18 protein-coding genes, 1 pseudogene and 2 riboswitches are annotated in these 23724 nt (G+C 55.9%); of the genes and pseudogenes, 10 read left to right on the top strand and 9 right to left on the bottom strand.

Translation table 11 applies throughout. The annotated features are described in order from the left end of the window. Window positions 1–38: 38 nt before the first annotated feature. From M7439_RS11015 to M7439_RS11050, 9 genes and pseudogenes are all read right to left on the bottom strand, one after another. On the bottom strand, window positions 39–965 hold the full coding sequence (locus tag M7439_RS11015) for an AAA family ATPase (protein ID WP_374045755.1): 927 nt from the start codon (window positions 963–965) through the stop codon (window positions 39–41). Window positions 966–1151: 186 nt separating this feature from the next. Further along, window positions 1152–2156 (bottom strand): IS3 family transposase, encoded by a 1005-nt coding sequence (locus tag M7439_RS11020; RefSeq protein WP_308464500.1) that lies wholly within the window; start codon window positions 2154–2156, stop codon window positions 1152–1154. Then, window positions 2141–2572: a hypothetical protein gene (locus tag M7439_RS11025; RefSeq protein ID WP_298345870.1), complete on the bottom strand. Its 432-nt coding sequence runs from the start codon at window positions 2570–2572 to the stop codon at window positions 2141–2143. Before M7439_RS11025 ends, M7439_RS11020 begins: the two co-directional genes overlap by 16 nt. A 461-nt stretch (window positions 2573–3033) precedes the next feature. Next, window positions 3034–3396 (bottom strand): fluoride efflux transporter CrcB, encoded by a 363-nt coding sequence (gene crcB, locus M7439_RS11030; RefSeq protein WP_298345875.1) that lies wholly within the window; start codon window positions 3394–3396, stop codon window positions 3034–3036. Between the two features lie 3 nt (window positions 3397–3399). Then, a complete protein-coding gene (locus tag M7439_RS11035) occupies window positions 3400–3714 on the bottom strand; it encodes a DUF190 domain-containing protein (protein WP_298345878.1) in 315 nt (104 codons plus the stop codon). 95 nt (window positions 3715–3809) lie between these two features. Continuing rightward, a complete protein-coding gene (locus tag M7439_RS11040) occupies window positions 3810–4217 on the bottom strand; it encodes a CrcB family protein (protein ID WP_298345881.1) in 408 nt (135 codons plus the stop codon). Between the two features lie 899 nt (window positions 4218–5116). After that, the gene (locus M7439_RS11045; RefSeq protein WP_298345884.1) at window positions 5117–5647 is read right to left on the bottom strand and encodes an NUDIX domain-containing protein; all 531 of its coding nucleotides are present in this window, start codon (window positions 5645–5647) and stop codon (window positions 5117–5119) included. A 684-nt stretch (window positions 5648–6331) separates the two neighbouring features. Beyond that, window positions 6332–6395: riboswitch (Fluoride riboswitch) on the bottom strand. Between the two features lie 413 nt (window positions 6396–6808). Beyond that, window positions 6809–7003, bottom strand: a complete 195-nt coding sequence (locus tag M7439_RS13140; protein WP_366525188.1) for a helix-turn-helix domain-containing protein — start codon at window positions 7001–7003, stop codon at window positions 6809–6811. Beyond that, window positions 7000–7615, bottom strand: a pseudogene (locus M7439_RS11050) (IS607 family transposase). The gene M7439_RS13140 and the pseudogene M7439_RS11050 overlap by 4 nt, the downstream one beginning before the upstream one ends. A 195-nt stretch (window positions 7616–7810) precedes the next feature. Between M7439_RS11050 and M7439_RS11055 the strand changes: the two are divergent. The 10 genes from M7439_RS11055 to M7439_RS11100 all read left to right on the top strand — a co-directional run bounded on the left by M7439_RS11055 (window position 7811) and on the right by M7439_RS11100 (window position 23493). Beyond that, complete coding sequence (locus M7439_RS11055; RefSeq protein WP_298345887.1) at window positions 7811–8866, top strand: transglycosylase family protein; 1056 nt, start codon at window positions 7811–7813, stop codon at window positions 8864–8866. A 141-nt stretch (window positions 8867–9007) separates the two neighbouring features. Then, window positions 9008–9069: riboswitch (Fluoride riboswitch) on the top strand. A gap of 75 nt (window positions 9070–9144) precedes the next feature. Then, the gene (locus M7439_RS11060; protein ID WP_298345891.1) at window positions 9145–10086 is read left to right on the top strand and encodes a respiratory chain complex I subunit 1 family protein; all 942 of its coding nucleotides are present in this window, start codon (window positions 9145–9147) and stop codon (window positions 10084–10086) included. Beyond that, the gene (locus M7439_RS11065; protein WP_298345894.1) at window positions 10083–10763 is read left to right on the top strand and encodes a hypothetical protein; all 681 of its coding nucleotides are present in this window, start codon (window positions 10083–10085) and stop codon (window positions 10761–10763) included. Before M7439_RS11060 ends, M7439_RS11065 begins: the two co-directional genes overlap by 4 nt. Next, window positions 10760–12232, top strand: coding sequence for a proton-conducting transporter membrane subunit (locus tag M7439_RS11070; RefSeq protein ID WP_298345897.1), 1473 nt, complete (start codon window positions 10760–10762; stop codon window positions 12230–12232). Before M7439_RS11065 ends, M7439_RS11070 begins: the two co-directional genes overlap by 4 nt. Continuing rightward, window positions 12232–13746, top strand: coding sequence for an NADH-quinone oxidoreductase subunit C (locus tag M7439_RS11075; protein WP_298345900.1), 1515 nt, complete (start codon window positions 12232–12234; stop codon window positions 13744–13746). The genes M7439_RS11070 and M7439_RS11075 overlap by 1 nt, the downstream gene beginning before the upstream one ends. Before the next feature lie 12 nt (window positions 13747–13758). Further along, the gene (locus tag M7439_RS11080) at window positions 13759–14508 is read left to right on the top strand and encodes a 4Fe-4S dicluster domain-containing protein (RefSeq protein WP_298345904.1); all 750 of its coding nucleotides are present in this window, start codon (window positions 13759–13761) and stop codon (window positions 14506–14508) included. After that, window positions 14508–16481, top strand: coding sequence for a proton-conducting transporter membrane subunit (locus M7439_RS11085; RefSeq protein WP_298345906.1), 1974 nt, complete (start codon window positions 14508–14510; stop codon window positions 16479–16481). Before M7439_RS11080 ends, M7439_RS11085 begins: the two co-directional genes overlap by 1 nt. Before the next feature lie 162 nt (window positions 16482–16643). Then, on the top strand, window positions 16644–18176 hold the full coding sequence (locus tag M7439_RS11090; RefSeq protein ID WP_298345908.1) for a cobyric acid synthase: 1533 nt from the start codon (window positions 16644–16646) through the stop codon (window positions 18174–18176). A 65-nt stretch (window positions 18177–18241) separates the two neighbouring features. Beyond that, window positions 18242–21784, top strand: coding sequence for a cobaltochelatase subunit CobN (gene cobN / locus M7439_RS11095; protein WP_298345910.1), 3543 nt, complete (start codon window positions 18242–18244; stop codon window positions 21782–21784). Continuing rightward, on the top strand, window positions 21781–23493 hold the full coding sequence (locus M7439_RS11100; protein ID WP_298345912.1) for an AAA family ATPase: 1713 nt from the start codon (window positions 21781–21783) through the stop codon (window positions 23491–23493). The genes cobN and M7439_RS11100 overlap by 4 nt, the downstream gene beginning before the upstream one ends. Window positions 23494–23724 lie beyond the last annotated feature (231 nt).

Genomic DNA, 23724 nt, shown 5'->3' on the forward strand with positions numbered 1-23724 from the left:
GGCGAAGATGTCGAGATTCTCGCCCAACGAGTCAGGGTCTACGAGGCCGCCAAAGCAAAGAACCCAAAGCGTTGGATCCAGGGCAACACCCGCAACTGGGACCCTGTTGTCTCCACCTCATTGGTTCCAGTGAATTCCGAGTCCAAAGCGTCGGCGGTGAGCTGATACCGACTAGGGTCTACAACATCCCCTCCCAGCAAGTACTCTGACGGGTTCCGACCACGGCCAGCATGGGCCTCAAGGATGCGCAACATTGGTGCAGAGGCGTCCTGTGCTTCGTCGAAGAAGACGACCTCAGCATCGATTGGTTCTGGATCAAGTGATGCCAGTTTGAGATAGACGCTGTGTGAGACGGGCATCGTTGACTGTGGGTCGATCTGGCGTTCCCATAACCGCTGAGCCTCCTTGATCAACACGTCTAGGTGGCTTGTAGCGTGCATCCGCTTTGCAAGAGTCTGAATCGGTTTAGGGATATGCCTGGTGGAAATCTCCATATCTGGAGATTTAGTAAACTCGTCGATCACCTGTAGTACCGGCGAGACTCCTCCACGCCATCCAGATCGCTCCAGCCGTAACGCTCGAGATACGTTGGTAAAAGATTGACGTAGGCGAGCCTCATTCTCGCTCATCTGCACAAGGGCCCCATACAGGCCTCCGTGAACCAGCCGAGAGGCAAAGATCGCCGACATTGGCGATGTTGTGCCTGGACAGCGTGACTGCCATGCGAGCGAATGGGCCGTACTAGCAGTCGTGTTGGATCCGAACCGTTTGCGTGCGTCTGTTGCTGCTCGTGCGTTAAAGGTAATGTAATGGATGCTCGTCTTTGCAAGTGGCCCATTTGCGAGCAAAGTAAGAGTAGTTGTTTTCCCCGTACCTGCCAATGCGTTGATGGCTAGGATGCGGTTGTGTCCACTCATTCCAGCGTCAAGAATGGCTTGCTGTTCAATATTTGACCTAACCACCACAGATACTCCATGGAAGGGTTATGATCGGGGTAGCCTTAGAGGCGAATGAGGTGCCATGTTGGACATGAGGGAGTATAGGGATGGGTGAGATCCACAACTTGAATGGCGATGCGAGACGGAAGGTCTCTACAAAAAGTGTACGAGGTACTCATCAGTTTAGTATTCAAAACGCTAACTTCCGGCCGCCTAAGGACTCTCTTTCATCTCCTCTTCAGTTGGTCGGTTGATCCAGACCTCGGCATTGAGGGTGGGAGGGGTTGGGATCTTTCTCACAAAGCGCTCGGGGTGGGTTTCATAGGCGTTGCGTAACACCTCAGCTCTTCGTTCGGTGATGACCTCTGCGTAGCCTTCGTGAACGTCAGCGGGCGTCATAAGCCCAAGGCCTGAGTGGTGATGTTCGTACTGGTACCAGGTGAAGAAGCGTTCAAAGAAGCTCCTCGCCTCCTCAAGGCTCCCAAAGCGCTCAGGGAAGTCTCCCCGGTACTTAAGGGTCTTGAACTGGGCCTCGGAGAAGGGGTTGTCATTGGAGGTATGGAGACGAGAGTGGCTCTTTTGTACCCCAAGGTTGGCGAGGAACTCAGCCACACTATGAGAGGCCATAGAGGCTCCGTTATCAGCATGGATCGTTAACTGGTTGGGATCGACTCCCTCTCTTGTGATCGCCTCACCCATGAGCTCTTGTGCCAGCTCGCTACTCTCATGATCCTCTATTCTCCAACCAACGATCGATCTCGAGTAGATGTCTAAGATCACATAGAGCTGGTAGTAGTTCCCCTTGGTGGGACCTTTGAGTTTGGAAATGTCCCACGACCATACTTGCCCTGGTCCCGTGGCTAAAAGTTCTGGCTTGACTCTGGCGGGGTGGGTTGCCTGGCGTCTCCTCTCTCGTGTTTCACCAGCCTCTGCCAAGATCCGATAGATCGTGGGTACCGAGGCCAGATAGATCCCCTCATCGAGCAGGGTGGCATAGATCTCCCTGACGGATACATCACAGAAGCGCTCCGAGTGACAGACCTCGAGAATGTGTTCTCGCTCGGCATCGCTCAATCTTCTTGGACTGGGCTTTCTCGGCTTTGGTTCCCTCACCGGGGGATCGACCAGGTAGTAGTAGCTTGATCGCGCGATTCCAAGACACTCACAGGCAGCGACGAGACCGATGATCTCGGTCAGTTCTCCTACCCCCTCGACGATGGCTGCGTTGGCTCTCTTTGATCCTCGGCGCTCCCTAGCGAGAGCTCTTCTAGCAGCGCCGACAATTTTCCCTGGACTTCAATGACCCTCCGAGACTTTTCGAGCTCAGAGCGAAGTCTCTCATTCTCATGTTCGAGCTCTCTCACCCTGGCCCGGAGAGGATTAGCCTTTGGTCCACGCTTTCGAGAGAGCGCCTCTGCACTCTGTTGGTCAATCACCCGACGCCATTCGGTGATCTGAGACGAGAAGAGTCCCTCTCGTCGTAAGAGCTCACCCTTTCCTCCCTGAGGGCAAGCATCGTATTCTTTCAAGATCCTCGCCTTGTAGCTCGGGGAGAGCACCCGTCTCGTTGCCTTGGGTGGGACCGTCACCTCTTGGGTTGTTTTGTCTTGCACCGTTTCATCGTAGGTAGCCATTCCAACATCTCTGCCTTCTCGCCCTCATTGATTTATTTTTTAAGCCGCGCACACACTGATACTGAGACCTAGGGCTTGGAGTGACTGATGCTGGCGACTTCAGTTCACTTAGTCTTACATAGTCGTGGTTTGCGACATGCCGCTTGCTTTGGTAACCATGTCTAACCCACCATACCCAATATTGCGGGTGGAAGGCCCCTCGTGCCCGGTCCATATCCGCAACGCGGCCTCATCCAACCGGCCAGACGATGCATGACAGTTTGCTTCTATTATTAAAACGTCGACCACGCTTTAATGATAGCATTGATGTTTGAGTAATCATCGCTTGACCAGTGAGACAGACATGCCTGTTCATAACGATGAATTGTTTAAAGCTTCGTTACCCCCAATGCATCAATGTGATCTCATGCTAGGGAAGTATTTATACTATTGGCTACGGATGATATGTTTCGTCATGTTGGCTATTCAACAATATGGAGTCCAAGATATGCAAGAATCGTGGCAGCGACAACGGTCCCTACCATGTTGAGAATACCAAGGGAGATGGAATCCGCGTTTGCAAGTGTAAGGCTTTCGAAAGTGAGGGTAGAAAAGGTAGTGTATGCTCCGATGAAGCCATCACCGATGGCGATTGTATCTTCAGTAGATAGTATGTTTCGTGTAGCCAATCCAACGACAATGCCCAAGATGAGTGCCCCGCTTAGGTTGATTACTAGGGTTCCAACTGGAAAGTCACTAGCGAGGCGGCCCATGATGGCACGGTCTAAAAGATAGCGACTGATTGCACCGAGAGCACCAAAGATGGCGACGAGTAACCATGCCATCTGCTACTCATAAGTAGTTGAGGTGGTTTGAATGCGTAGAGTTGTCGCCTTCACACCGGCCTTGCTCAGTGTATTGGCAAGAATGTCGAGTTTCTCGGAGGTGTCAGAGAGGAGAATCGCTGCTCCTTCGTCATCGGTCATCGATAGGAGGGTCTGGTGATGAAGGCGATGATGTTTGCCGAAGCCGTCGATTGCGCGAAAAGCTGATGCGCCCGCCACCCCTAGTTCCAGAGCTTGGCGGATGATGAAGTCTGCTGCTGAATGATGTTGGATGCGATCTGACTCGTTGACGAAGACGATGAGTAATTCGGTATTCATTTGGTTCGATGCTCCTTGGGTTGCTTATGAGTGCTTGTGGGGGTTGCGTGAGGTATGCAATAGATAAGAGAGAGTCCTATGGGCTACTAGTCTGCTTAGTTCGTCGTCAGACCCCCTCGTCTATACCAGAGACGACCAGTTACACGGCCGATGATGGCTGCGGCGACTCCAGCAGTGATAGTGATAATGGCATAGAGAATCGCGCTCAAAAACCCAAGGTGTGAAATTTCTTCAGCGATTGCAACGGCCAAGGTTGAGAGCGTAGTGAGTCCACCACAGAATCCTGTAGCGATGAACAGTCGCAGAAAAGGACCAGACCGTAGCGAGACAAGGGGTAGCAGTGTCAGTGTGATGCCGATGACATACGCGCCGCCGATATTGGCTACGAATATTCCCATCGGAAAGCGAAGCGAAGTTCCGAGATGAATTTCAAGCCAATATCGGAGGAGAGCGCCTAATGCGCCTCCGAGTGCAATCGGTCCAAGTCGAGTTAGTAACCGCATGGAAGCACCGAGTCATTAAGGTTGTGGTCATCGAGTAACAGAGAATTGTGGATCAAGCTCATGCCTTTGTTCGCAGGAAGTCAGGGAGTGTTGTAGCCGTCCATAAGAGTATACCCTATGATTTCTCCGATCCTACGTGTTGTGTGAATGGTGAGGTAGTGTAATAACTATTCGCTACGATATCTGTTACCCGCTAGCACCTCTGGGCTCGTAGCTTGCTGCTATTTGGAGTGGGTGGTCGATGTGTTGTTATGGGTACACCACTATTGCCTAGGACGGTTAGCTGATGTTGCTTTGGGTCAGGATGTCTCGTACAAACTCGAGGTCGTGAGTCGTTAACCGGATCGATCGCAAGATCAATGATGGGCTTTTGGGGTATAGTTTAACCTGCTATGATATAGTACTGTACATTAGCTGCTGCGAATGCATCGTATGCCGATTGTTTGTTGTTCAATGGTATTTGAACTTGTGCTATTCATTCTCGCTTCAAATATTTGTTTGATGGAATGCTATGAGTTCTTTTGCGTATTGTTGGTTGCTGCACTGGATTGTTAGGTTTGAGCGCGGGTTATTGCAAGCGATGGTTGGGTCATTGTTTACGCGATGTTCTGTCGGCGGCCGTTGCATTTGCAGTAGTTGTGGTTACTAATGTCGTAGAGTAACGAGGGTCGCGAAGGGCTAGGGACCTTGATCCATAGTTGTCATCTTGGGAATGCCAAAAAGGTGGATGCTCATTATTGACTCAGGTCGTAGTGGTTATTGCCTTGGTTGAGGGATTAGATTGTTGATTCGGTTCGGGTTGTTTCATGGATGACACAGCGTCACTGGCACTGGTCGAGATGCTAGGAATAATGGCTATCGTATTTGAGCCTTTCCGTGTTTACTGTTTGATTGAGAATTCACTTGGGTTCGAGGCGGTCGATGGTATCGATTGGGGCTTGCAGTGTACTAGCTGCTGTCTGGTCGGGTGTCCGCCAAACGTTGCCTAGATAGGCTGCTGTCTCCCAGCGCGGAAAGCCGAGGCGACTCCAGCTGAGGATATGGCCGAGAAGATATCCGGCGATCGGTGGACGCATTGAGAGTTCGCGCAGTTTGTTGAGCGGATGAAAACAGGGGATAAGGTTGGTTTCCATGGTTCGTGGTTGTTGTGATCTATGTTGTTCATAGACGGTAAAGATGATCTCGAGTAAGTGTTGATGACTGTTTGGGTCAGATGCATCGAGCACAAAGGCAATACGATCTGGTTCGACATCCAGTCCAGTTTCTTCTAGGATTTCTCGGCGTACACACGAACCTGCGTTCTCTCCTTCACGCGGAGTGCCACCCGGGAGCACCCATGTGTCGTCTTGATGCTTACACAAGAGGATGTCCCTGTCACGAATTACCATTGCGGAGCACCGCACGATAGCTGTTGGCGTTCGATCATTCATTGAGCCTCCTTAGGCGATTGGTGAAGTGGGTCCTCGTCATAGTTGATGGGTATGATGTGCCGAGATCACGAGGGGTGTGGCACGTCCGGATCGCAAGGTTGTTTAGACTTGTTGGGTAGTTGTATGCATTCTGGGGCCGCTCGAGTGACCTTCACCTGGAGTAAGTCTGGGTTGGCGAATGGTTCGTGGTACATGAAATATGGAGTGTTCTGGAAGTCGACATCAGCGCATGCATGCCATAGTGTAAAGTGGGCCGACTAGTTCGATCGTGTGTTGATTAATCCGGGTATTAACCGATCGTTGAGGGGTTAAAGTGGTATCCAATGGTTCGCAAATCTCCCTATTGTTGTTCATTGCACTTTCCTGAGTTTTGCTTCTCCTTGTGCATGCGATGACAGAGGCGGAATTGTCTATTGTTGATGGTACATCAGTGCTTCTTGCCATCGCCACCTTGCTATCGGAAGTAGACGTAGTTGACTTTTGTATGGTTGGATGGGGAGTCCAGTTCTGAGGTGGCGCAGCCGCTTGAGGTGTTTTACGGTTGTCGATTGTGGAATTGCAAACCAGTCGATACGCAGCAGCAGTTTCGCCAACGCAAGTTAGGTATTCGATTAGGCAGGCTACAAACTCCGCCCTCACACTGTCCTGCCTTCCAAACACCACTCACGCTCCTACAGAGATTCCGTCACTGTAGGAGCCATTGGCCGAACTGGCGGTTTGGTAGGCAAGCTCCACTGCCTGCCTTCAGTATAGGTGAAGCCATAAGCAGAAACAAGTCAGTGGTCAAAATGGTGTAGGGGGTGGAACGTAGCAGGTGGAATACTCGAACCACTGCTGCATTGGGCGGTGACGGCGTAGGCGATTCACTCTGGGTTCTAGTTGATCAGATGACATCGGCTGTCTTGTATACGGGTGGTTGTGCCTGGATTTTGGATGGGCTGGCAGAGTTGGTAGGTTATTGGCGATATTGCGAGCGTCTCTGGCTGAGAAGTTCAGTCGGAAGGCTTCTCGCGCCCGGTCCACTTCGTTTGGAAGTTCACCCCTCCTATCCTGACCCCTGGCTCCTACGCCGCGTCGACTCTGGAGTAGTTCTCCAATGTAGTAGTCGCCGATGCTGGGCTGACCATGGATGGTCATCCACGGGAGAGCGACTCGTGGTTCTTACTGTCTGAGCTCTCGGCGCAGAGAGTACTGGTTCGGAACAAGAATCGATGGGTTGAGCTCGTGCGGCTCGTACTGTGCTTTCCAACAAGCAAGAACCCAATCATAAGTAAACCTAGCAGTTCCCCTAGCTCGCGGGAGGTAGTTGGCTTTCCTGTTGTTGGGTTCGAGTTTGATCATGGGGGCGGTTATCATACTTGGTCTAGCACCGCAGTTATCGACTCGATCGACTTCTTGGCTCTGTTGGATCGAGCGTCATAAAGCCTGGCGCTGAATACGGTGATGATTTCTCGCATGTCCTTGACGAGGTCTTCCTCGAATGAAGAGTTTTGACCCTGGTTGACAATGACTGCTTCGCACTCTTTGGTTTCGCACATCGTAAATACCAGCTCATTCCCGAATCTAAGGAGCCGATCTTTATGGGTTATGACCAGTCTCTGCATCTCGCCAGCGATAAGGCCGTCTATCGGTTGTTTGAGCCTCTGCTTCTGGTAGTTCTTTCCGGAGCCGAGATCAGAGATGACGTTGTATGTCCACCCTCGTGCTGCACAGTAGAGTTCTAGCAAGCGAATTTAGCGCCCTAGATCGTTTCTGGTCTCTGGAAGAGACTCGGGCGTACGCCACTGTTTTGTGGTCCGGCTGGCCTAGGGCCTGAACCTCATGGTTTGTATTTTTGTGAGGTGGTAGCGACGATTGCCTCCGGGAGTCTCGTCGGTCGGCTTGAGAAGCCCTTCTTGGCAGTCTCACCGTCTGCATGGAGACTCCAAGAGCCTTGGCTGTCTCGCTGAGGGTCAGCATCTTTCCCATTGCTACTAGATTAGCTCACGTTTGTTGAGCTAAACGGCTACCGGTATGAGCCCATATAACTTGAGAACGAAACGGTTGGTTTGCTCGCTGCTGCGCTACGATAGACCAATCCACCTCCAAGTTCATTCAATTGCTGCTAAGATGAGGAAACACGAAGGATGGAGTTCTAACAGGGCGATGCCAGTGAGAATGCCAGTGAAAACAGTTGCTAAGGGACTTGCCTTCACTGTGGGGTTGATGGGTTTGGCGGTTCTGCCCGGTCTTCCTATGCAGTGGAGTTTTCCCGTGCAGTTGACTAGCGCATCGAAGGCGACGCTAGATGCACAGGCAACCCAGCTCGCCCAGCAGATATCAGCTCAGTCGGATGAGATTCGTTTAGTGGCCGTTCAAGTGGGTACTGCACGTGCCCAGCTCGTTGTTGATCGCGCGAATTTGGCACGGGGCACTGCTCAACTAGACCAGGAGCGAGTTCGGATGACTGTAGAAAAGAACCTTCTCGTGCAGTTTGCCATCGCGAAGTTCACAGATGCGCCGGGTTCCAATACGGTCATCACCACGCTTAACACCGATCAGAATAGCGTCGCGGCTCAGTCAACCTATGAGAGTGTGGCAAGCGGCTATGTCGTGAACGTTATTACCAACTACCAGCGGGCCCAGCAGGCGGTTGCTGCGCTGGTAGCCTACGATGCGCATCAGGTGACGTCCGCGACTCAGGCGCAGCAGTCGCTCAGTCAGGACCTGGTATCGCTACAGTCAGGTGTCGCCAACGAACAGGCTACGTTGGCTTCGGTGCACGGACAGATCGCAATGTTGGTGCAGCAGCAACTTGCACAACAAGCCGCCTTGCTCCAACAGCAACAACAGGCTGCTGCTCAACAACGGGCTGCTGCCCAACAACAGTCGGTCGCGCCGCAACCCCAGGCCCAGGGTGCGCCGAGTGCCGCAGGGGTCAGTGCTGCGGTCTCGAGCGGAGGTGCTGGCAGTCAGTGGGGAGGATCGCCTGCGCCACCATCGACGCAGGCCTTTGCTGCGTTGCGTAACTGTGAGTCCGGGGGTAACTATCAGGACAACACCGGCAATGGCTACTACGGTGCCTACCAATTTTCTGCCTCGACGTGGACGGGACTCGGGTTTGCTGGGTTACCATCGGCTGCGAGTCCGGCCATGCAAAACCAGGCGGCTCAGGTCGAACAACGACAAGGTGGATGGTCGGCTTGGCCTGAATGTTCGCTAATTCTCGGTCTCGATTAGCAGGCAGGCATTCGCGAGTCTTCGCTCAACGAGTTGGGTCATATGGAGGTCTGTGCGGAGCACCGGATGACAACGTCATAGTGCCTACCTTCCTCGAATGAACGTAGAGATTGACAGGGGCGATCTATAGGGACTACGCTGGTTTCAAAGGGTGATGGAGTCCACCTTGCAACGCCGGTTAGGCTGATGACTCCTCTGCTGAGTTGAAGTCACAGGCTTGCCCTTGATAAGGGCTTGTTTAGGCAGAGGGTGTGTCGAGATGGAGGTGTTGCTAACCGGTGAGCGAGGTGCTGCTACAAGTCTGCCAAGTGTTGACTATCCTGTTGCTTTCGCCATTGATCCATGGTTTCATCGTCTTTGCTGAAGAGCGTGTTCAGGGGAACCGTGGACCCTCGATTGTGCAGCCATATCGAGATCTATGGAAGTACTTCCACAAGGAACAGTTGGTACCTACGACCGCGTCTTTCATCTTCCGGCTTACTCCGATCGTTGCCTTTGTCGCGATGATGATCGTGCCGATGTTGATCCCCGTTTTGACAAATTTCCCACTGCCACTCTCCAATATCGGTGACATACTCGGAGGCGGCCTCATTTTGACGTTGGCTGCCTTCTTCCTCAGTCTTTCTGGACTTGACGCGGGACACCCCTATGGAGGCATGGGTAGTTCACGGGAGTCGATCCTTGCAATCCTCGCCGAGCCGAGTCTGATCATGGTCTTCATCGGCATTACGCTGCTGGCAGAGTCGATGCTTCCCTTTGTGGTGAATCACCTTTTGGTTGCGAGCCTGGCCACTTACCTCAGCCCAGCCCACCTCTTCTTCGTGGCTGCGTTCCTGATCTTGTTGACGGTGGAAACTGAGCGCCTGCCAATTCACTCCTCGATTCATTACGAGGTCTACATGATCGGAGAGGCACGTATCCTCGAGTACTCGGGTCCGATGCTTGGCCTCATTCGGTGGTCATCGTGGATGAAACAGGCCATACTCTATACCATTTTTTTGAACGTCCTCGCCATCCCCTGGGGGCTCTCCTCCAACGGGTCGGCCCCGACGGTCGCACTGAGTGTGGTGGTTCTCTTGGGTAAATGGCTACTGGTCGCCGTCGTCATGGTGGTGGTGGAGACGGTGCAGTCGAGATTACGGTTCTTTCGGTACCAGGAGCCACTTGCTCTTGCCCTCGTGTTGGCGGTCCTGGCTGTGGTCGCAAAGCAGGTCTTATGAACCTGATACCGCACCATCCGATTGTCATCGCGGTCTTGAGCCTCGCACTCTTTGTCGTACTCATTCTGAGCTTTGCGATTCTTGGCTCACACTGGGTGCGCAACCATGTCTATGCCTTCACGGTACAGTCGTGGGTCATAGCGGCGATCTCGGTGGTGGTAGCGCTCTGGGGACATTATCCGTTGCTCTATGGCATCGCAGTGCTTACGATCGTCATCCGAGGCTTGCTGATCCCATTCCTGGTCATTCGATTGTTGGATCGGACGGGAGTCGGACGGGAACAGGCACCGATAGTACGATCGAGTTCGACGTTGGTCATCGGTGGTGTTCTGGTGATCTTGGCGTCGGTGATCGCGGAGGAGATCCACCACCAACTTCGCGGCATGCCAGCGATCGACGTACTCGCATTGACGGTGCTCTTGGGTGTCGAATTCATCGCCTTCTTGATGCTCACTCTACGAACCGAAGCACTGTCGAGCTTGCTTGGTCTCTTGATGATAGAGAATGGGGTTCTTGCTGGGTCGGTGATACTCGTGCCCGGGTTACCGTTCTTTCTTGAGATCGTTTTTCTATTCGACTTACTGATTATTATCGCCACCTATGCCGTGTTGGTTCGATCCATGCGTAGTCATCTAGGTGTGACCGATGTGCGTGTCATGAGGGAGCTCACTGGATGATTTGGATACTTGTCTTTATCATCTTGGCGGTTACTGTTTCGGCGGCACTGCTCTCCCTCGTCGCCCCTAGACCGGTCGTAGCGGAACTGGCGAACCTCACGGCGGCTGTGGTGGACCTCGTGCTCATCCTTTGGCTGTTGGTGATTGTGCCGAGTCGCGGTGTCGTCGGTGTTGATTCCCTCCTATTGATCGATCCATTTGGGGTGTGGGTACTGGTGTGTTTGGGGTTGGTCTATCTCGCAGCAACCGTGTACGCCCGCGGCTATCTGCGTGGTCAGGGGCGTTCCCCGCGTTCGTTGCGCATCTTCTATGCCTTGTTCGCCTGCTTTGCTCTGGTGATGATCCTCTCCCCGATTCAGAACAATCCTGGACTGTACTGGGTCGGGATCGACCTTACCACGTTGATCAGTGCCATTCTTGTCGGATTAGAACCGCACCGGCGCGCAATCGAAGCGGCTTGGAAGTATCTGGTCATCGTAGCGGTTGGGTTATCGCTTGCCCTGATCGGCACCGTTCTGTTCTATTTCGCTGGCACCTTTGTGCGAGGTGCCAGTTATTCGATGACGTGGGAGAGTTTCGAAGGTATTGCCCCTAAGGCGGATCCGACACTATTGCTGGTGGCCTTCTTGCTCGTCCTCATAGGTTATGGCACCAAGGCTGGTCTTGCTCCGATGCATACCTGGTTGCCCGATGCCCACAGCGAGGGTCCAACTCCAGTTTCTGCGATGCTCTCTGGTGGGCTCTTGAACTGCGCGATGTTGGGGATCGTGCGTTATCTCGGGATCTTGCGTCACACGAGTATGGGCGGTGATGCGAGCAGGGCCCTTGTGATTCTGGGGGTGACGAGCCTAGTGGTGGCTGCCTTGTTCATCACTCGCCAGCGAGGTATTAAGCGACTCGCGGCCTACTCGAGCGTTGAACACATTGGAATCATTGCTCTCGGTTTTGGCTTTGGTGGGGTGCTTGGCACGGTTGGCGCGCTATACCAGATGGTCAATCATTCGCTCACCAAATCCGCGGTGTTTTTTGGTGCCGGCAATGCTATTGAGTCCTATGGCACTCGCCAGATTGCTGGTATTCGTCGTATCGGGGATCGTTTTCCGGTCATGGGTGCCGCCTGGTTGGCAGCCGCGGTGGCCGCAGTGGGGGCTCCTCCCTTCGGTCTATTCTTGAGCGAGTTGACCATCGCTCGAGGTGGAATCGCGAGCGCTAACCCTTGGGCAGTTGGCATCATGGGTGCGGCTTTGATCGTCATCTTTGTTGGTTTCATGACCCACTTTCGCAAGATGTTCTTCTCGGGCCCTCGTCCAGACGCACCTGAGGTTGGTGCGCACCAGGTTTCACTTCCCATCACTTCAGTGGCTCCCATGGTTGTGGCCGTGTTGCTTGTCCTTGTGCTCGGCGTTTGGTGGCCCCATCCCCTTTGGGTCTACTTCACTCATATCGCCTCCACGTTTGGGGGTCGCTGATGAGTGCGTGGCATGAGATCTCTATTGATGAGCCCGGTGAACTTGTCTCACTCCTCTCCGAACTCGCTGTTGATCCGGAGCAAACGCCACGCACCTATCGGCGCTTGCAGGCGATCTGGGCACGTCGAGCTCCAGAGGGGATCGAGTTGAGCTATCTCGCCAGTGGTGGACAGCGTGAACCCTTCAAGTTGTGGAGACTGCTGGTAGCACCTGGCTCAAGTGTACCATCATTGGCTGTGCTCATCCCTTTGGCGGGCTCCTATGAACGCGAAATCGCTGATCTCTATGGGATCCGGTTCGAGGGATCGCCTGATCAACGGCGGTTCGTCTTGCATGGGGGTTCTCATGCCCCAGATGGATTTCTCGGACTAGATGGGAACTACTCTGATCCGTTTGCGTTTTCGCCAGCGCCAATGGATATGCCAGCGGTTGGGGGTGATGACCTACAACAGCTACGTTTCGGTCCTGTTCGTGCAGATGTGGTCGAGTCCGGGAGCTTTACCTTCTCCTACGCGGGCGAGGGTATCGTTCACTTGGAGACCAGACTTTTCTACAAACACCGAGGTATGGAGACTCGGTTTGAAGGGAGGCCGATCCAGGCCGGATCATTGCTCGCAGAACGCGTCTCGGGCATTGATAGCGTGGCTCATGCACTCGCGTTCGCGCTCGCCTGTGAAGATGCACTCCAACTCGAGGTCTCGACCCGAGCACAGCAGCTGCGTGTCTTCCTTGCTGAGCTAGAACGATTGTATAACCATCTACAGTACTTCGGCCTGTTGTCGAAGTTGACGACGTTGAAGGTGGCCGATGCCGAGGGACACTATCTGGCAGAGCTTGTCAAACAGCTCAACGCTCGGCTGAGCGGAGGTCGCTTCCTTCGTGGTCTGATTGTGCCAGGTGGGTTGCGCCGCGATCTTGTAACCGATGGAGTTGGGGATGTCTTGACCGAATTGGAGGAGCACGCGCGTACCTACCTCGCTGCCTTAGCCCGAACACGGAGCTATCTTGATCGACTTGAGACCACTGGCATGCTCAGCGCACAAGTCGCGCTCGCTCAGGGGGCCACTGGTCCGATAGAGAGAGCGAGCGGGCTTGATCGCGATCTTCGCCGCGACCATCCCTACAGCGGTTACGAACGGTACCACTTTGCAGTGCCGGATGCAACAATGGGCGACGCAAGAGCCCGAGCGCTGATCCGAGAGTATGAGATTTTTGCCTCCTTTGCCATCCTGGGCCAGGTGCTCACCCAGCTTGAGGATGGTCCGGTGCTGGTTGCCGATGATCGCAGGGGCTCGATGGAGGCTTTTCGCGGGATGGGTTGGGTAGAGGCTACTCGCGGGACTCTGATCTATGTGGTCTATGGTGATGGCGGATGCCTTTCGAGAGTGAAGATCAAGGAGCCATCCTTCTCGAACTGGCGTGTCTTTCCCTATACCGTTGATGGAACCAACATGATGGATTACGCGATCAACGAAGCCAGCTTTGGTCTTTCGTTGGCCGGGAATGATCGATAGGAGGTAGAACCGGTGTCGGTATGGACCTATCGTGGACTTCGAGGTGGAGTAAAGACTGTCGGATGGCCACTCGACGAAGTCTCTGGGATGAGAGGCCTGCCGGTGCCTGCCACCGATCGTTGTCCAGAGGGTTGCGATCGGTGTGCGCAAAGTTGTCCAACGGAGGCGATCATGATCGATGATGGTGTGGTAGAGCTCGACCATGGCGCCTGTATCGACTGCAATCTGTGCGTTGAGGTGTGCCCGCTTGAGGCCCTGACACGTCCGACCAGTCTGACCCGAGCGAACAGTGATCGAGATGCGCTGCGCCGTCGACACAACGTTGAGGTCGCTTCCCCCACGTTACAACCGACGAAAGAGCAGCGGCGGTTGCGTAAAAGTCTTTTTGTTCGCCATATCGACTGTGGCTCGTGCAATGGGTGTGAATCAGAGATCGCTGCGCTCGATAACCCCTACTACAACTTGCATCGATTTGGTGTGTTTTTCACCCCATCGCCACGATTTGCGGATGTGTTGTTAGTCACAGGGCCGGTGACGAGTCCCATGTATGACCCTCTGGTCTCGACGTATGAGGCAATGCCGGGACCGAAGTACGTTATCGCTACGGGTGTCTGTGCGATCTCAGGAGGAACCAACGGAGGTGGCTACAACGCACGCCGTGGTCTCGGTGGGGTTGTTCCGGTCGATCTGTGGCTCCCCGGTTGCCCACCACATCCGGCGGTCATCACTGATGCACTGCTCGCGCTTGTGGGGAGATCTTGATGAGCGTCCCCCAGGTGGCCACCCTTGGCATGGCGATTGCTGCAACCCTGTTGATTCTGAGCGTTGGCCTTCATCTCGTGCGCCTCTCTTCCTGGATGCCAGCGCTTGCGCATAAGGTGGTGTTGGTTGGCGTGCTCGTAGCGTTGGTCGCCGATATCGTTGGCCTGCCTAGCGGAACGAGCTCGCTGCATCTGTTCGTGCTAGAGAATCAGCCACTGGTGTGGCGTATGGATACCGCGGCGCTACTGATCTTGGCTCCCGCTTGGTTGGCTGTTGCGTTGGCGGTCGCGGTACGCCACAACCAGGGCGGTTGGTGGTCACTTGGTGTCGCGATTGCATTGCTTGGTGTACTCTGTCTTGCTGGGTTGAACAATGGTGCCTCAATGATCGTGGGCTGGGAGCTCATGAGTCTGGGTGGAGCGGTGATGATCCTTTCCAACCGATCCGATATGAACGGTTCGAAGGCGACATTGACGATGTTGGCACTGCTTGAGGTCGGCAGTGTCGCTCTGATCATGGCGGTTGCCCTGTTGGGGCCACACCTTGGATTCGCCGATTTCCGAGGCGACTGGGCCGCGCGCGGCGTTGTGGTCTCCTCCATTATCGGGCTGCTATTCCTGGTGGGTTTTGGAGCCAAGCTGGGGGTCGCGCCGCTGTATGCATGGGTGGCAGAGGCGTACGGGTCTGCGGATGGACCGACCGGTGCTGTCCTTTCATCGCTCATTCTCAACACCGCGTACTTCGCCTTGGGCCGCGCGTTGCTGCGATGGTTGCCCGTTCACGCGAGCTCGACGCTATTCCTCGGGGTGACGGTCGCAGCTCTTGGCATGCTCTCGGCGATCATGGCTATTCTCTACGCTTTTCAGCAACGAGATTGGCGTCGACTGCTCTCCTTGTCTGGGGTCGAAAACGCGGGCATCGCCATTGGGGCGCTTGGGGCAGCACTGATTTTTCAAGCGGGAGGGCAGCAAGAGCTTGCCGGACTCTGCTGGTTGATCGGAATCCTGCACTTGATGGGCCATAGCCTTGCAAAGGCAAGCCTCTTTCTTGCGGCATCAGTCAAGAAGGAGCGCGATGGGAACCATCGGATCATCCAAACCGGTCTTGGACACGAGTACCCATGGACGGTTGGCGTCGGAGGTCTGATCGCATCGATGAGCCTTTCGGCTATGCCGCCAGCGATGGGGTTCGTCACCGAGTGGCTTCTCTTTGAGGCACTTTTCCATGACTTCACGCTTGTCTCCTTGGCTGGGCGGACGACGCTGATTTTGGTGGGGGCGGGACTTGCGCTCTCAGCGGCGCTGAGTCTGGCCACGTTCGTCAAACTCTATGGCATAGGACTACTCGGTGCGAGGCGGCCAGGTAGGTCGGTCACCGTCGGTCACCGACTCGCGGTACTAGTCCTCGGGCTAGCGAATCTCGCTGGAGCCATCAGCCTCGTGTTCTGGGAGCCATTGATGTGGCGCGCCTCATGGCCAGATCCCGAGAGCGCGAAGGCGCTCGTGAATGGGCTATTGATCGTTCCTCTGTCGGCTGGCTTTGCCTTCATCTCGCCGGTCAAGTTTGTGATCGTCGGGGTACTCTTTGCGTGTGTGCCGGTCGCCTTGGCACTACGGCGATCAAGACCGCGTCGTGTATCGCCCTGGAGTGGTGGAGAGACAGTGGACTTGGTGTCGAGTGCGACCACCGCTTTTGGTTTCTCTAATCCGTTGCGCACCGTCTATTCGTTCCTCTATCGGCCGAAGACATCATCGGAGCGCACCTACCGTGACCAGGGTTATGTACTCGAGCAGGCCACCTACCACGCCAGGGAGGCTCCGATTCTTGGAGCTGGTTTGATCCAGTCGTTGCGTGGGGGTGTCAACCGGCTCGCCCGCTTGCTGAGTCCACTTCAGGGAGGTCAGCTCAACGTGTATCTGAGTTATCTACTCATTCTGTTCCTGATTGCGATGATCGCGATCTTCGTGCACTGATCCACTCGCTCTTGCGTTGGGCGAGCGCCGTCGCCCCGGTAGCGACCAACGAACCCGATCGCTCTGCGTTTACACTGGGCGATGATGTTACCCTTGACACCCTCCTTCCCCAGATGAGTGACCCATCCCGACTGAGGCTCGGGTTTTGCTGATGAGGTTGTCGTGAGGAGTTCTCATGCCCGAGGTGTGTTGATCGCCGGTACCGGCTCCAATGTAGGTAAGTCACTGGTGGTGACGGGTCTCTTGCGTTGGTGTCGCCAGCAAGGGATCTCTGCCGCACCATTCAAAGGTCAAAATATGGCGTTGAACTCCGCTGTTACGATCGAGGGTGGGGAGGTTGCTCGAGCCCAGGCAGTCCAGGCACGAGCGGCCGGGGTTGATCTCAGCGTGACGATGAACCCAGTGTTGATCAAGCCAACGGCCCAGCAACGATCACAGTTGATCGTCCGCGGTCATCCAGTTGGCGAGATCGCCAGTGGCCGATGGATAGCGACCAAGCGAGAACTACTCGCGACCGTCGTCGAGGCCTTCGAAGAGCTGAGCACGAGCCATGAACTGATCATCGCAGAGGGCGCGGGCTCCGCCGCTGAGATCAACCTTCTCGAGGGGGATTTGGCTAATCTTCGGTTTGCCCAAGCGGTGGGGCTTGAGACGGTCTTGGTAGGTGACCTGGAGCCGGGTGGTGTCTTTGCGTCGATCTACGGCCACTACACGCTCGTGCCAGAGGAGTATCGAAGGCTGTTGCGGGGTTTTGTGATCAACCGTGTCAGAGGTGATGGAGGCATTCTTCAGCCCGGTATCGACGTATTGACTCGACGGCTTGGTACCCGGTGGTTCGGCAACCTCCCCATTATTGATGGGTACCTGCCAGGTGAGGATGCCATCAATCTTGGGGTCACCCAATGGAGTCCGTCGGGAAGGGATGGGCTTGGGAGTCGACAGAGGAGTGAGGCTCCGATCCGGGTGCGCGTGGTGGAGTTGCCCTATCTGGCCAACTACACCGATTTTGATCCACTCGTGCTGGAGCCGGATGTCGATCTTCGTTTTGTTCGTCGCCCCGAGGATCTTGCCGACGCAGATCTCGTAGTGCTGCCCGGCACGAAGGCAACGGTCACCGCTCTTTCGTGGTTGCGCTCCGCTGGATTTGTACCCCAGCTCGAACACGCCATCGGTCAGGGCTGCTGGCTACTCGGTATTTGCGGTGGTTACCAGATGCTCGCCGACCAGATCGAGGATCCGATCGAATCGGGGATTGGTCGCGTCAACGGCCTCGGCCTCCTGCGCGCACAGGTGGTCTTCGAGGCAGAGAAGGTGCTGACCAATGTGGTTGGAACAGCACCTTGCTTCGGGCAAGCACAGGTGGTCGGCTATCAGATCCACCATGGGCGTGTCGTCGCTGAGGGGGATCCGTTTTTCATGTTAGCCAGTCCTGATCCCCGCGAGGGGGAAGCGACGATACGAGAGGGTAGCTGTCGAGATGGCCAGATCTATGGCACCACGCTCCATGGACTCTTCGACGCGGATCGTCTGCGATCACCATTTCTCACAGCGGTCGCTCGCGCCCGTGGGCGTTCCTTTGCGAGCCAGCTGCACTTTGATGAGTTCGTGGAGAGAAGTCTTGACCATCTTGGTGAGGTCGTTGGCGCACACCTTGATGTCGCTCAGCTTCTAGGACTCGAGAGGCTCGGCGGCTAACCTGTGCTGTGGCCGGGTCGGGCCGGTACTCACGAGGCGATGCGAAGGCCCAGCGGGAGGAATGTGTGGAGAAGTTTGTCTATCTGACCAATGCGGATACCGAGGTCTTGGCCTTGCGCAGTGTCTGGGAGGATCTCGGGGAGGACTTTGGACTGGTCGTGCGCCAGATCGAAGCGTTAACTGAGGTCAATGATCTCATCGATCATGCGCGCATCGTTGTTGTCCGCCTCCTTGGTGGCGCCCAGGCGAGTCGATGGTTTCTCCAGATTAGCGCTCGTTGCCGCCAGCGTGGCGTCCCTTTGGTGAGCTATCCCGGAGATAACGCACCTGACCGGGAGATGATGGAGGCCTCCACGGTGTCTGCAGGTATCTGGGAAGAGGGTTTCCGTTACCTGGTCGAAGGTGGAGTGGCCAACCTTGAGAACTTCGTTCGCTTCCTCTCCGACACCGTTACCAGGACCGGCTACGGCTTTGCTGCGCTCGAAGAGGTGCCAGCCTTTGGTTGTCTCATGCGTGCGTCTGCTGATGAACCCGTTGGCCGTGTCGCGGTGATCATCTATCGGGCCCATGTGATCTCCGGAAACCTATCCTTTGTCCAGGACCTTGTCGACGTTGCGGTTGAGAACCGCATGGCTATCGACGTCTACTACGCCTACTCGCTGCGTGTTGGCGAGGGTGAACCCTCGGTTGTCGAGCTGATCAATGCGACACCGCCTGATGTCATCTTGGCAACGGTCCTTGCCGCCGGTCACGCTGATGCACTGGCCTGGGAGGCTGGTGGACTTGCTGATCTCGGTGTTCCGGTGTTGCAGGCACTCATTGCGACGATGCCACGATCGCTATGGGAAGAGAGCCAAGCGGGGCTCCGTCCTATTGACGTAGCAATGAACATCGCTATGCCAGAGTTTGACGGCCGGATCATCACCGTACCCATCGCCTTCAAGGAGTTGATCGACGAGGATGAGGGGTTTGGCGCGAGCATCAGTGCCTATCGCCTCGATCACGAGCGCACCCAACGGTTGATGGATCTGACGCTTCGCCTTGTCCGTCTTCGACGCAAGGAGAATGCGGATAAGCGGATCGCTATCGTGCTCTCGGCGTATCCAACCAAGCGTTCGCGACTTGGCAATGCTGTCGGTCTCGACACTCCGGCGAGCCTGATGGTTCTTGCCCGTCGGATGCTCCAAGAGGGGTATCAGATTGTTGGATTACCTGAGGATGCGGATGCACTCATGGCTCATCTTGGCGATCTGATCGACTACGAGCACCCTGCTGTGCGAGCGGGTGGTGGGATTGCTCTCCCGGTCGATGTCTACACCAACTGGTTCCACACCCTGCCGCACGAGCTCCAGACGGCCGTGACCGCGAGTTGGGGGCCACCTCCTGGCTCCATCTATCTCCAGGATGATCACCTGGTTTTCCCTGCGTTGCAGTTTGGTAACGTGACGGTTGCGATCCAGCCTCCGCGAGGCTATGGCGAGAACCCGATTGCGATCTATCACTCACCTGAGCTACCCCCAACCCATCACTATCTCGCCTTTTATTACTGGTTGGAGTCCATCGCTGATGTCGATGCGCTCTGTCATCTGGGCAAACACGGGACCGCTGAATGGCTTCCCGGTAAGTCCGTTGGGATGGGCCCGACCTGTTATCCCGACACCATTCTTGGGGCGTTGCCGGTGGTCTATCCCTTCGTGATCAACGACCCTGGGGAAGGAACGCAGGCAAAACGGCGCACCCACGCCGTCCTCGTTGGCCATCTAGTGCCTCCGATGACGCGAGCAGAGAGTTACGGTGACCTTGCACGACTGGAGATGTTGATGGATGAACACCAGCGGATCAGTGCGCTCGACCCTGAGAAGCTGCCAGCCATTCGTTCACAGATCTGGGACCTCATCGAAGCCGCCCGCCTCCACGAGGATATGGGCGTGACCGATACGCCGAGCGTGGAACAGGATCTCTTCGATGACTTTCTGTTGCATGTCGACGGGTATCTCTGCGAACTCAAAGACTCCCTCATTCGCGGTGGGCTCCATATCCTCGGTCAACCGCCAGTTGGCCAGGCACTGATCGATATGTTGGTGGCCATCACGCGAATGCCACAGCTCGATGCTGGAGCCTTGCGGCCACTGGTCGCCGGTGGGTCAGAGGATCCAACGCGGCTCGAGGTGGATGAGGATGACGAACGGGTGACCGAGCTGCTCTGGGCCTACGCTGATCACGACTTCGATATGGCGATCTTCGATGATGGTGAGTTTTGTCGTTCCCTTGGGCTTGGCTACCCCCTTGGTGAAGAACTGAGGAAGGTGCTGCACTGGGTTGGCTCGGTGTTGGTGCCAAACTTGGCGGCGACCACCGGAGAACTTGATGCGGTCTTGGCCGTACTCAGCGGTCAGGCGATCGCTGCCGGGCCCTCGGGCGCACCGACGCGGGGGATGGCACACGCGTTGCCAACAGGTAGAAACTTTTATTCGGTTGATCCACGCTCATTGCCGACCCAGATCTCCTTTCTCACTGGCCAACGCTTGGCTGAAGCGATGGTCTCGCGGTTCTCGGACGAGCACGGGGGCCGGTATCCGAGGAGCATCGGTGTCGTACTCTGGGGTACAGCAGCCATGCGCACGGGAGGAGACGACATCTCGACTGTCCTGGCGTTGTTGGGCGTCCGACCGGAGTGGGATCCGATTTCACACCGTGTCCGTGGGCTGCATGCGGTGCCGATCGAGGAGCTCGGTCGACCGAGGGTGGATGTTACCTGTCGTATCTCTGGCTTCTTTCGAGATGCCTTTCCAGGGGCGATTGACCTACTCGATGAGGCGTTCGAGCTTGTGGCAAAAGAGACCTCGGAAGGTGCACTCAATCCCGTCGCCCAGGCCGGGGTCACCGAGAGAATTTTTGGACCCTCGCCACGTTCGTATGGGTCTGGCATCCTGCCGCTGCTTGAGAGTCGATCCTGGCATGATGATGCCGACCTTTCCGAGGTCTACTTGACGTGGAGTGGGTTTAGCTACTCCCGTAGTGGTCATGGAGTGCCGAACCGCCACCTACTTGAACGGCGACTTGAGACGCTTGAGGTGGCGTATAAGGCACAGGACAATCGAGAACATGACATTTTTGACTCCGATGACTACCTTCAGGATCACGGCGGTATGGTTGCGGCGGCCAGGGCGCTAGGAGCACGTGATGTGGAGGGATATTTTGGTGACTCCGCTGACCCGCAGCGACCAAGGGTACGGGGAATCGAGGAGGAGGCGGCAAGAGTCGTGCGCTCACGGGTGTTAAACCCGAAGTGGCTCGATGCGATGATGACCCATGGCTACAAGGGCGCCTTCGAGATGGCGGCCACGGTTGATTACCTCTTTGGCTATGACGCAACCGCGCACGTCGCTAAGGATTGGATGTATGACTCCGTGCACGATAGCTATGTCAAGGATACGAACCGACGTGCCTTTCTTGCCAAGGTGAACCCAACGGCGTTGGTCTCGATCTGCGAGCGACTGCTTGAGGCGCATGAACGCGGTATGTGGGTGGCGTCGCCTGAGCGAGTATCCGATCTGCGTAGAACAATTGTCGGTATCGAGGGCGATCTTGAGGCGGATGGACGATGAGTAATCAGCTCTCGTTTGACGCGGTTGTCGGTCAGCCGAAGGCGAAGTTAGCGTTGCGGCTGTTAGCTGTTGACCCGACGATCGGCGGCGTGTTGTTGGTGGGTCCACCGGGTTCGGCCAAGACAACACTAGCCAGAGGATTGTCCAAGCTGCTTGGACCTGCTGCGCCCTTTGTTGAGATCCCCCTTGGCGCCACCGAGGATCGAGTAAAAGGCAGTATCGACGTCGGCTCGGTCCTTGGCTCGGGTGAGGTACGGGTGCAGGATGGTTTGCTAGCGATGGCACACGGGGGCGTACTCTACATCGATGAGATCAATCTGCTCGCTGACCATATTGTTGACCTAATCCTTGATGCGGCAGCAACGGGGGTGAACCGTGTGGAGCGCGATGCTGTCTCCGTCGTTCAACCCGCACGTTTTTCACTGATTGGAACGATGAATCCTGAAGAAGGCGAGCTTCGCCCACAGCTTCTTGATCGTTTCGCCATGACCGTACAGGTGGATCCGTTGATGGATCCGATGGACCGTCAGCTCGCGGTGCGCCGACGACTGCAGACTGAGCTTGGCGCGGAGATTGACCGCGATATGGATGTGGCTGGCCGATTGGTGATCGAGCAAGCGCGCGCTCGCCTGATGGAGGTGGCGCTCGACGCGCAACTCGAGGGCATCGCTCGTCGTTGTGCGGAGCTTGGCATCGGCTCGCTCCGTGCTGACGTCGCCATTGCGAAGGCCGCGAGGGCCAACGCTGCGCTGGCTGGCAAGAGCTGCGTGGAGGAGGCCGACATCGAGACTGTGATGGAGTTGATCGTTCAACATCGCCAGCGACAGGAACCCTCTCCTCGTCAGACGACACCTCGATCAGCACCTGATGAGACACCACAGCGTGGACAGGACTCCAGAGTAGAAGAGCCTGAGGTGAAGGATGGCACAACTGGCGCTGCACTTGACGGTGGTAGATCCAACGAAGGAGCCGGTGATGATTCAGGGGAGCAATCGCAAGCAAGCTTCGGAGAGCGCTTGGCTTCGTTGACGAGGAAGGCAGGAAGCACCGAAGGACAGGGCGCCGAGGTTGCTCGTCATCATGAAGTCACACAGCCGGGTACGTTTTCGTTGACCCGTACCATCGTGGCGCGACTTGGGCGTGGCGGAAGTGGTGGACTCGTGCACGAGGACCTTCGCTACCTTGAGGTCGAACGGGCCCTCAAACGCTGTGTCATCTTCGTCGTCGATGTCTCTGCTTCGGTTGCGGGACGAGAGGCGATCGCACTTATGACGGAGGCGATAGAACAGTTGCTCGGAACCGCCTATCGAGAGCGAGCGCAGGTGGCGGTCGTCTCCTTCGGGGGTGAGACCGCGCAGGTCAGCCTGCGACCGACGCGGTCGCTCGAAGTTGCGCGCGCGAGGTTGCTTGGTTTGGAACGCGCAGGCAGAACCCCGTTAGCGCGCGGTCTCGCCGCCGGTCGAGATCTTGCTCTTGACCTGAGGCGGCGAGGAACCGAGCCTCTGGTAGTCGTCCTCACGGACGCACGTCCCAACGAGGTCGGCACCGATGATCCCTTCACCGCAGCCCTTGATGAGGCACGACGCTTGGCCAAAGGACAGCTGGATGTGGTTATCGTCGACCTTGAGTCCAATAGCTTTCGCTTGGGATTTGGAGAGCAGTTAGCACAGGCGGCTGGCGCGTTGTATGTGCAAGCGCAGGCTTCATAAGACAGCGTTTCGTGAGCTGGTGCTTGGCGTTCCTTGAACCGAAGGCGTCTTGAGCGATCCGAGCCGATGCCTCTCTATGGGTAGGACCATGCGCGGCGAGGGTTGCGGGGTTGTAGAATGTGTCTGCTGTGCGCCAAGCGATTGTGCCATGAGGAAGAGGACGATCATCGCGAGGGTTGGTGGGGACGGATCACCTTGATGCGCCGAGGTGGTGACTGCGAGGGGTAGAGG

The organism is Ferrimicrobium sp., from assembly GCF_027319265.1.
Lineage (GTDB): Bacteria > Actinomycetota > Acidimicrobiia > Acidimicrobiales > Acidimicrobiaceae > Ferrimicrobium.

What these genes read in the sequence shown, in the direction of transcription:
- M7439_RS11045 (WP_298345884.1), bottom strand. Translation starts at nt 5,647, where the DNA reads ATGAATGATCGAACGCCAACAGCTATCGTGCGGTGCTCCGCAATGGTA.
- M7439_RS13140 (WP_366525188.1), bottom strand. Translation starts at nt 7,003, where the DNA reads ATGATAACCGCCCCCATGATCAAACTCGAACCCAACAACAGGAAAGCC.
- M7439_RS11085 (WP_298345906.1), top strand. Translation starts at nt 14,508, where the DNA reads ATGAGCGTCCCCCAGGTGGCCACCCTTGGCATGGCGATTGCTGCAACC.
- M7439_RS11100 (WP_298345912.1), top strand. Translation starts at nt 21,781, where the DNA reads ATGAGTAATCAGCTCTCGTTTGACGCGGTTGTCGGTCAGCCGAAGGCG.
- crcB (WP_298345875.1), bottom strand. Translation starts at nt 3,396, where the DNA reads ATGGCATGGTTACTCGTCGCCATCTTTGGTGCTCTCGGTGCAATCAGT.
- M7439_RS11035 (WP_298345878.1), bottom strand. Translation starts at nt 3,714, where the DNA reads ATGAATACCGAATTACTCATCGTCTTCGTCAACGAGTCAGATCGCATC.
- M7439_RS11040 (WP_298345881.1), bottom strand. Translation starts at nt 4,217, where the DNA reads ATGCGGTTACTAACTCGACTTGGACCGATTGCACTCGGAGGCGCATTA.
- M7439_RS11065 (WP_298345894.1), top strand. Translation starts at nt 10,083, where the DNA reads ATGAACCTGATACCGCACCATCCGATTGTCATCGCGGTCTTGAGCCTC.
- M7439_RS11075 (WP_298345900.1), top strand. Translation starts at nt 12,232, where the DNA reads ATGAGTGCGTGGCATGAGATCTCTATTGATGAGCCCGGTGAACTTGTC.
- M7439_RS11025 (WP_298345870.1), bottom strand. Translation starts at nt 2,572, where the DNA reads ATGGCTACCTACGATGAAACGGTGCAAGACAAAACAACCCAAGAGGTG.
- M7439_RS11070 (WP_298345897.1), top strand. Translation starts at nt 10,760, where the DNA reads ATGATTTGGATACTTGTCTTTATCATCTTGGCGGTTACTGTTTCGGCG.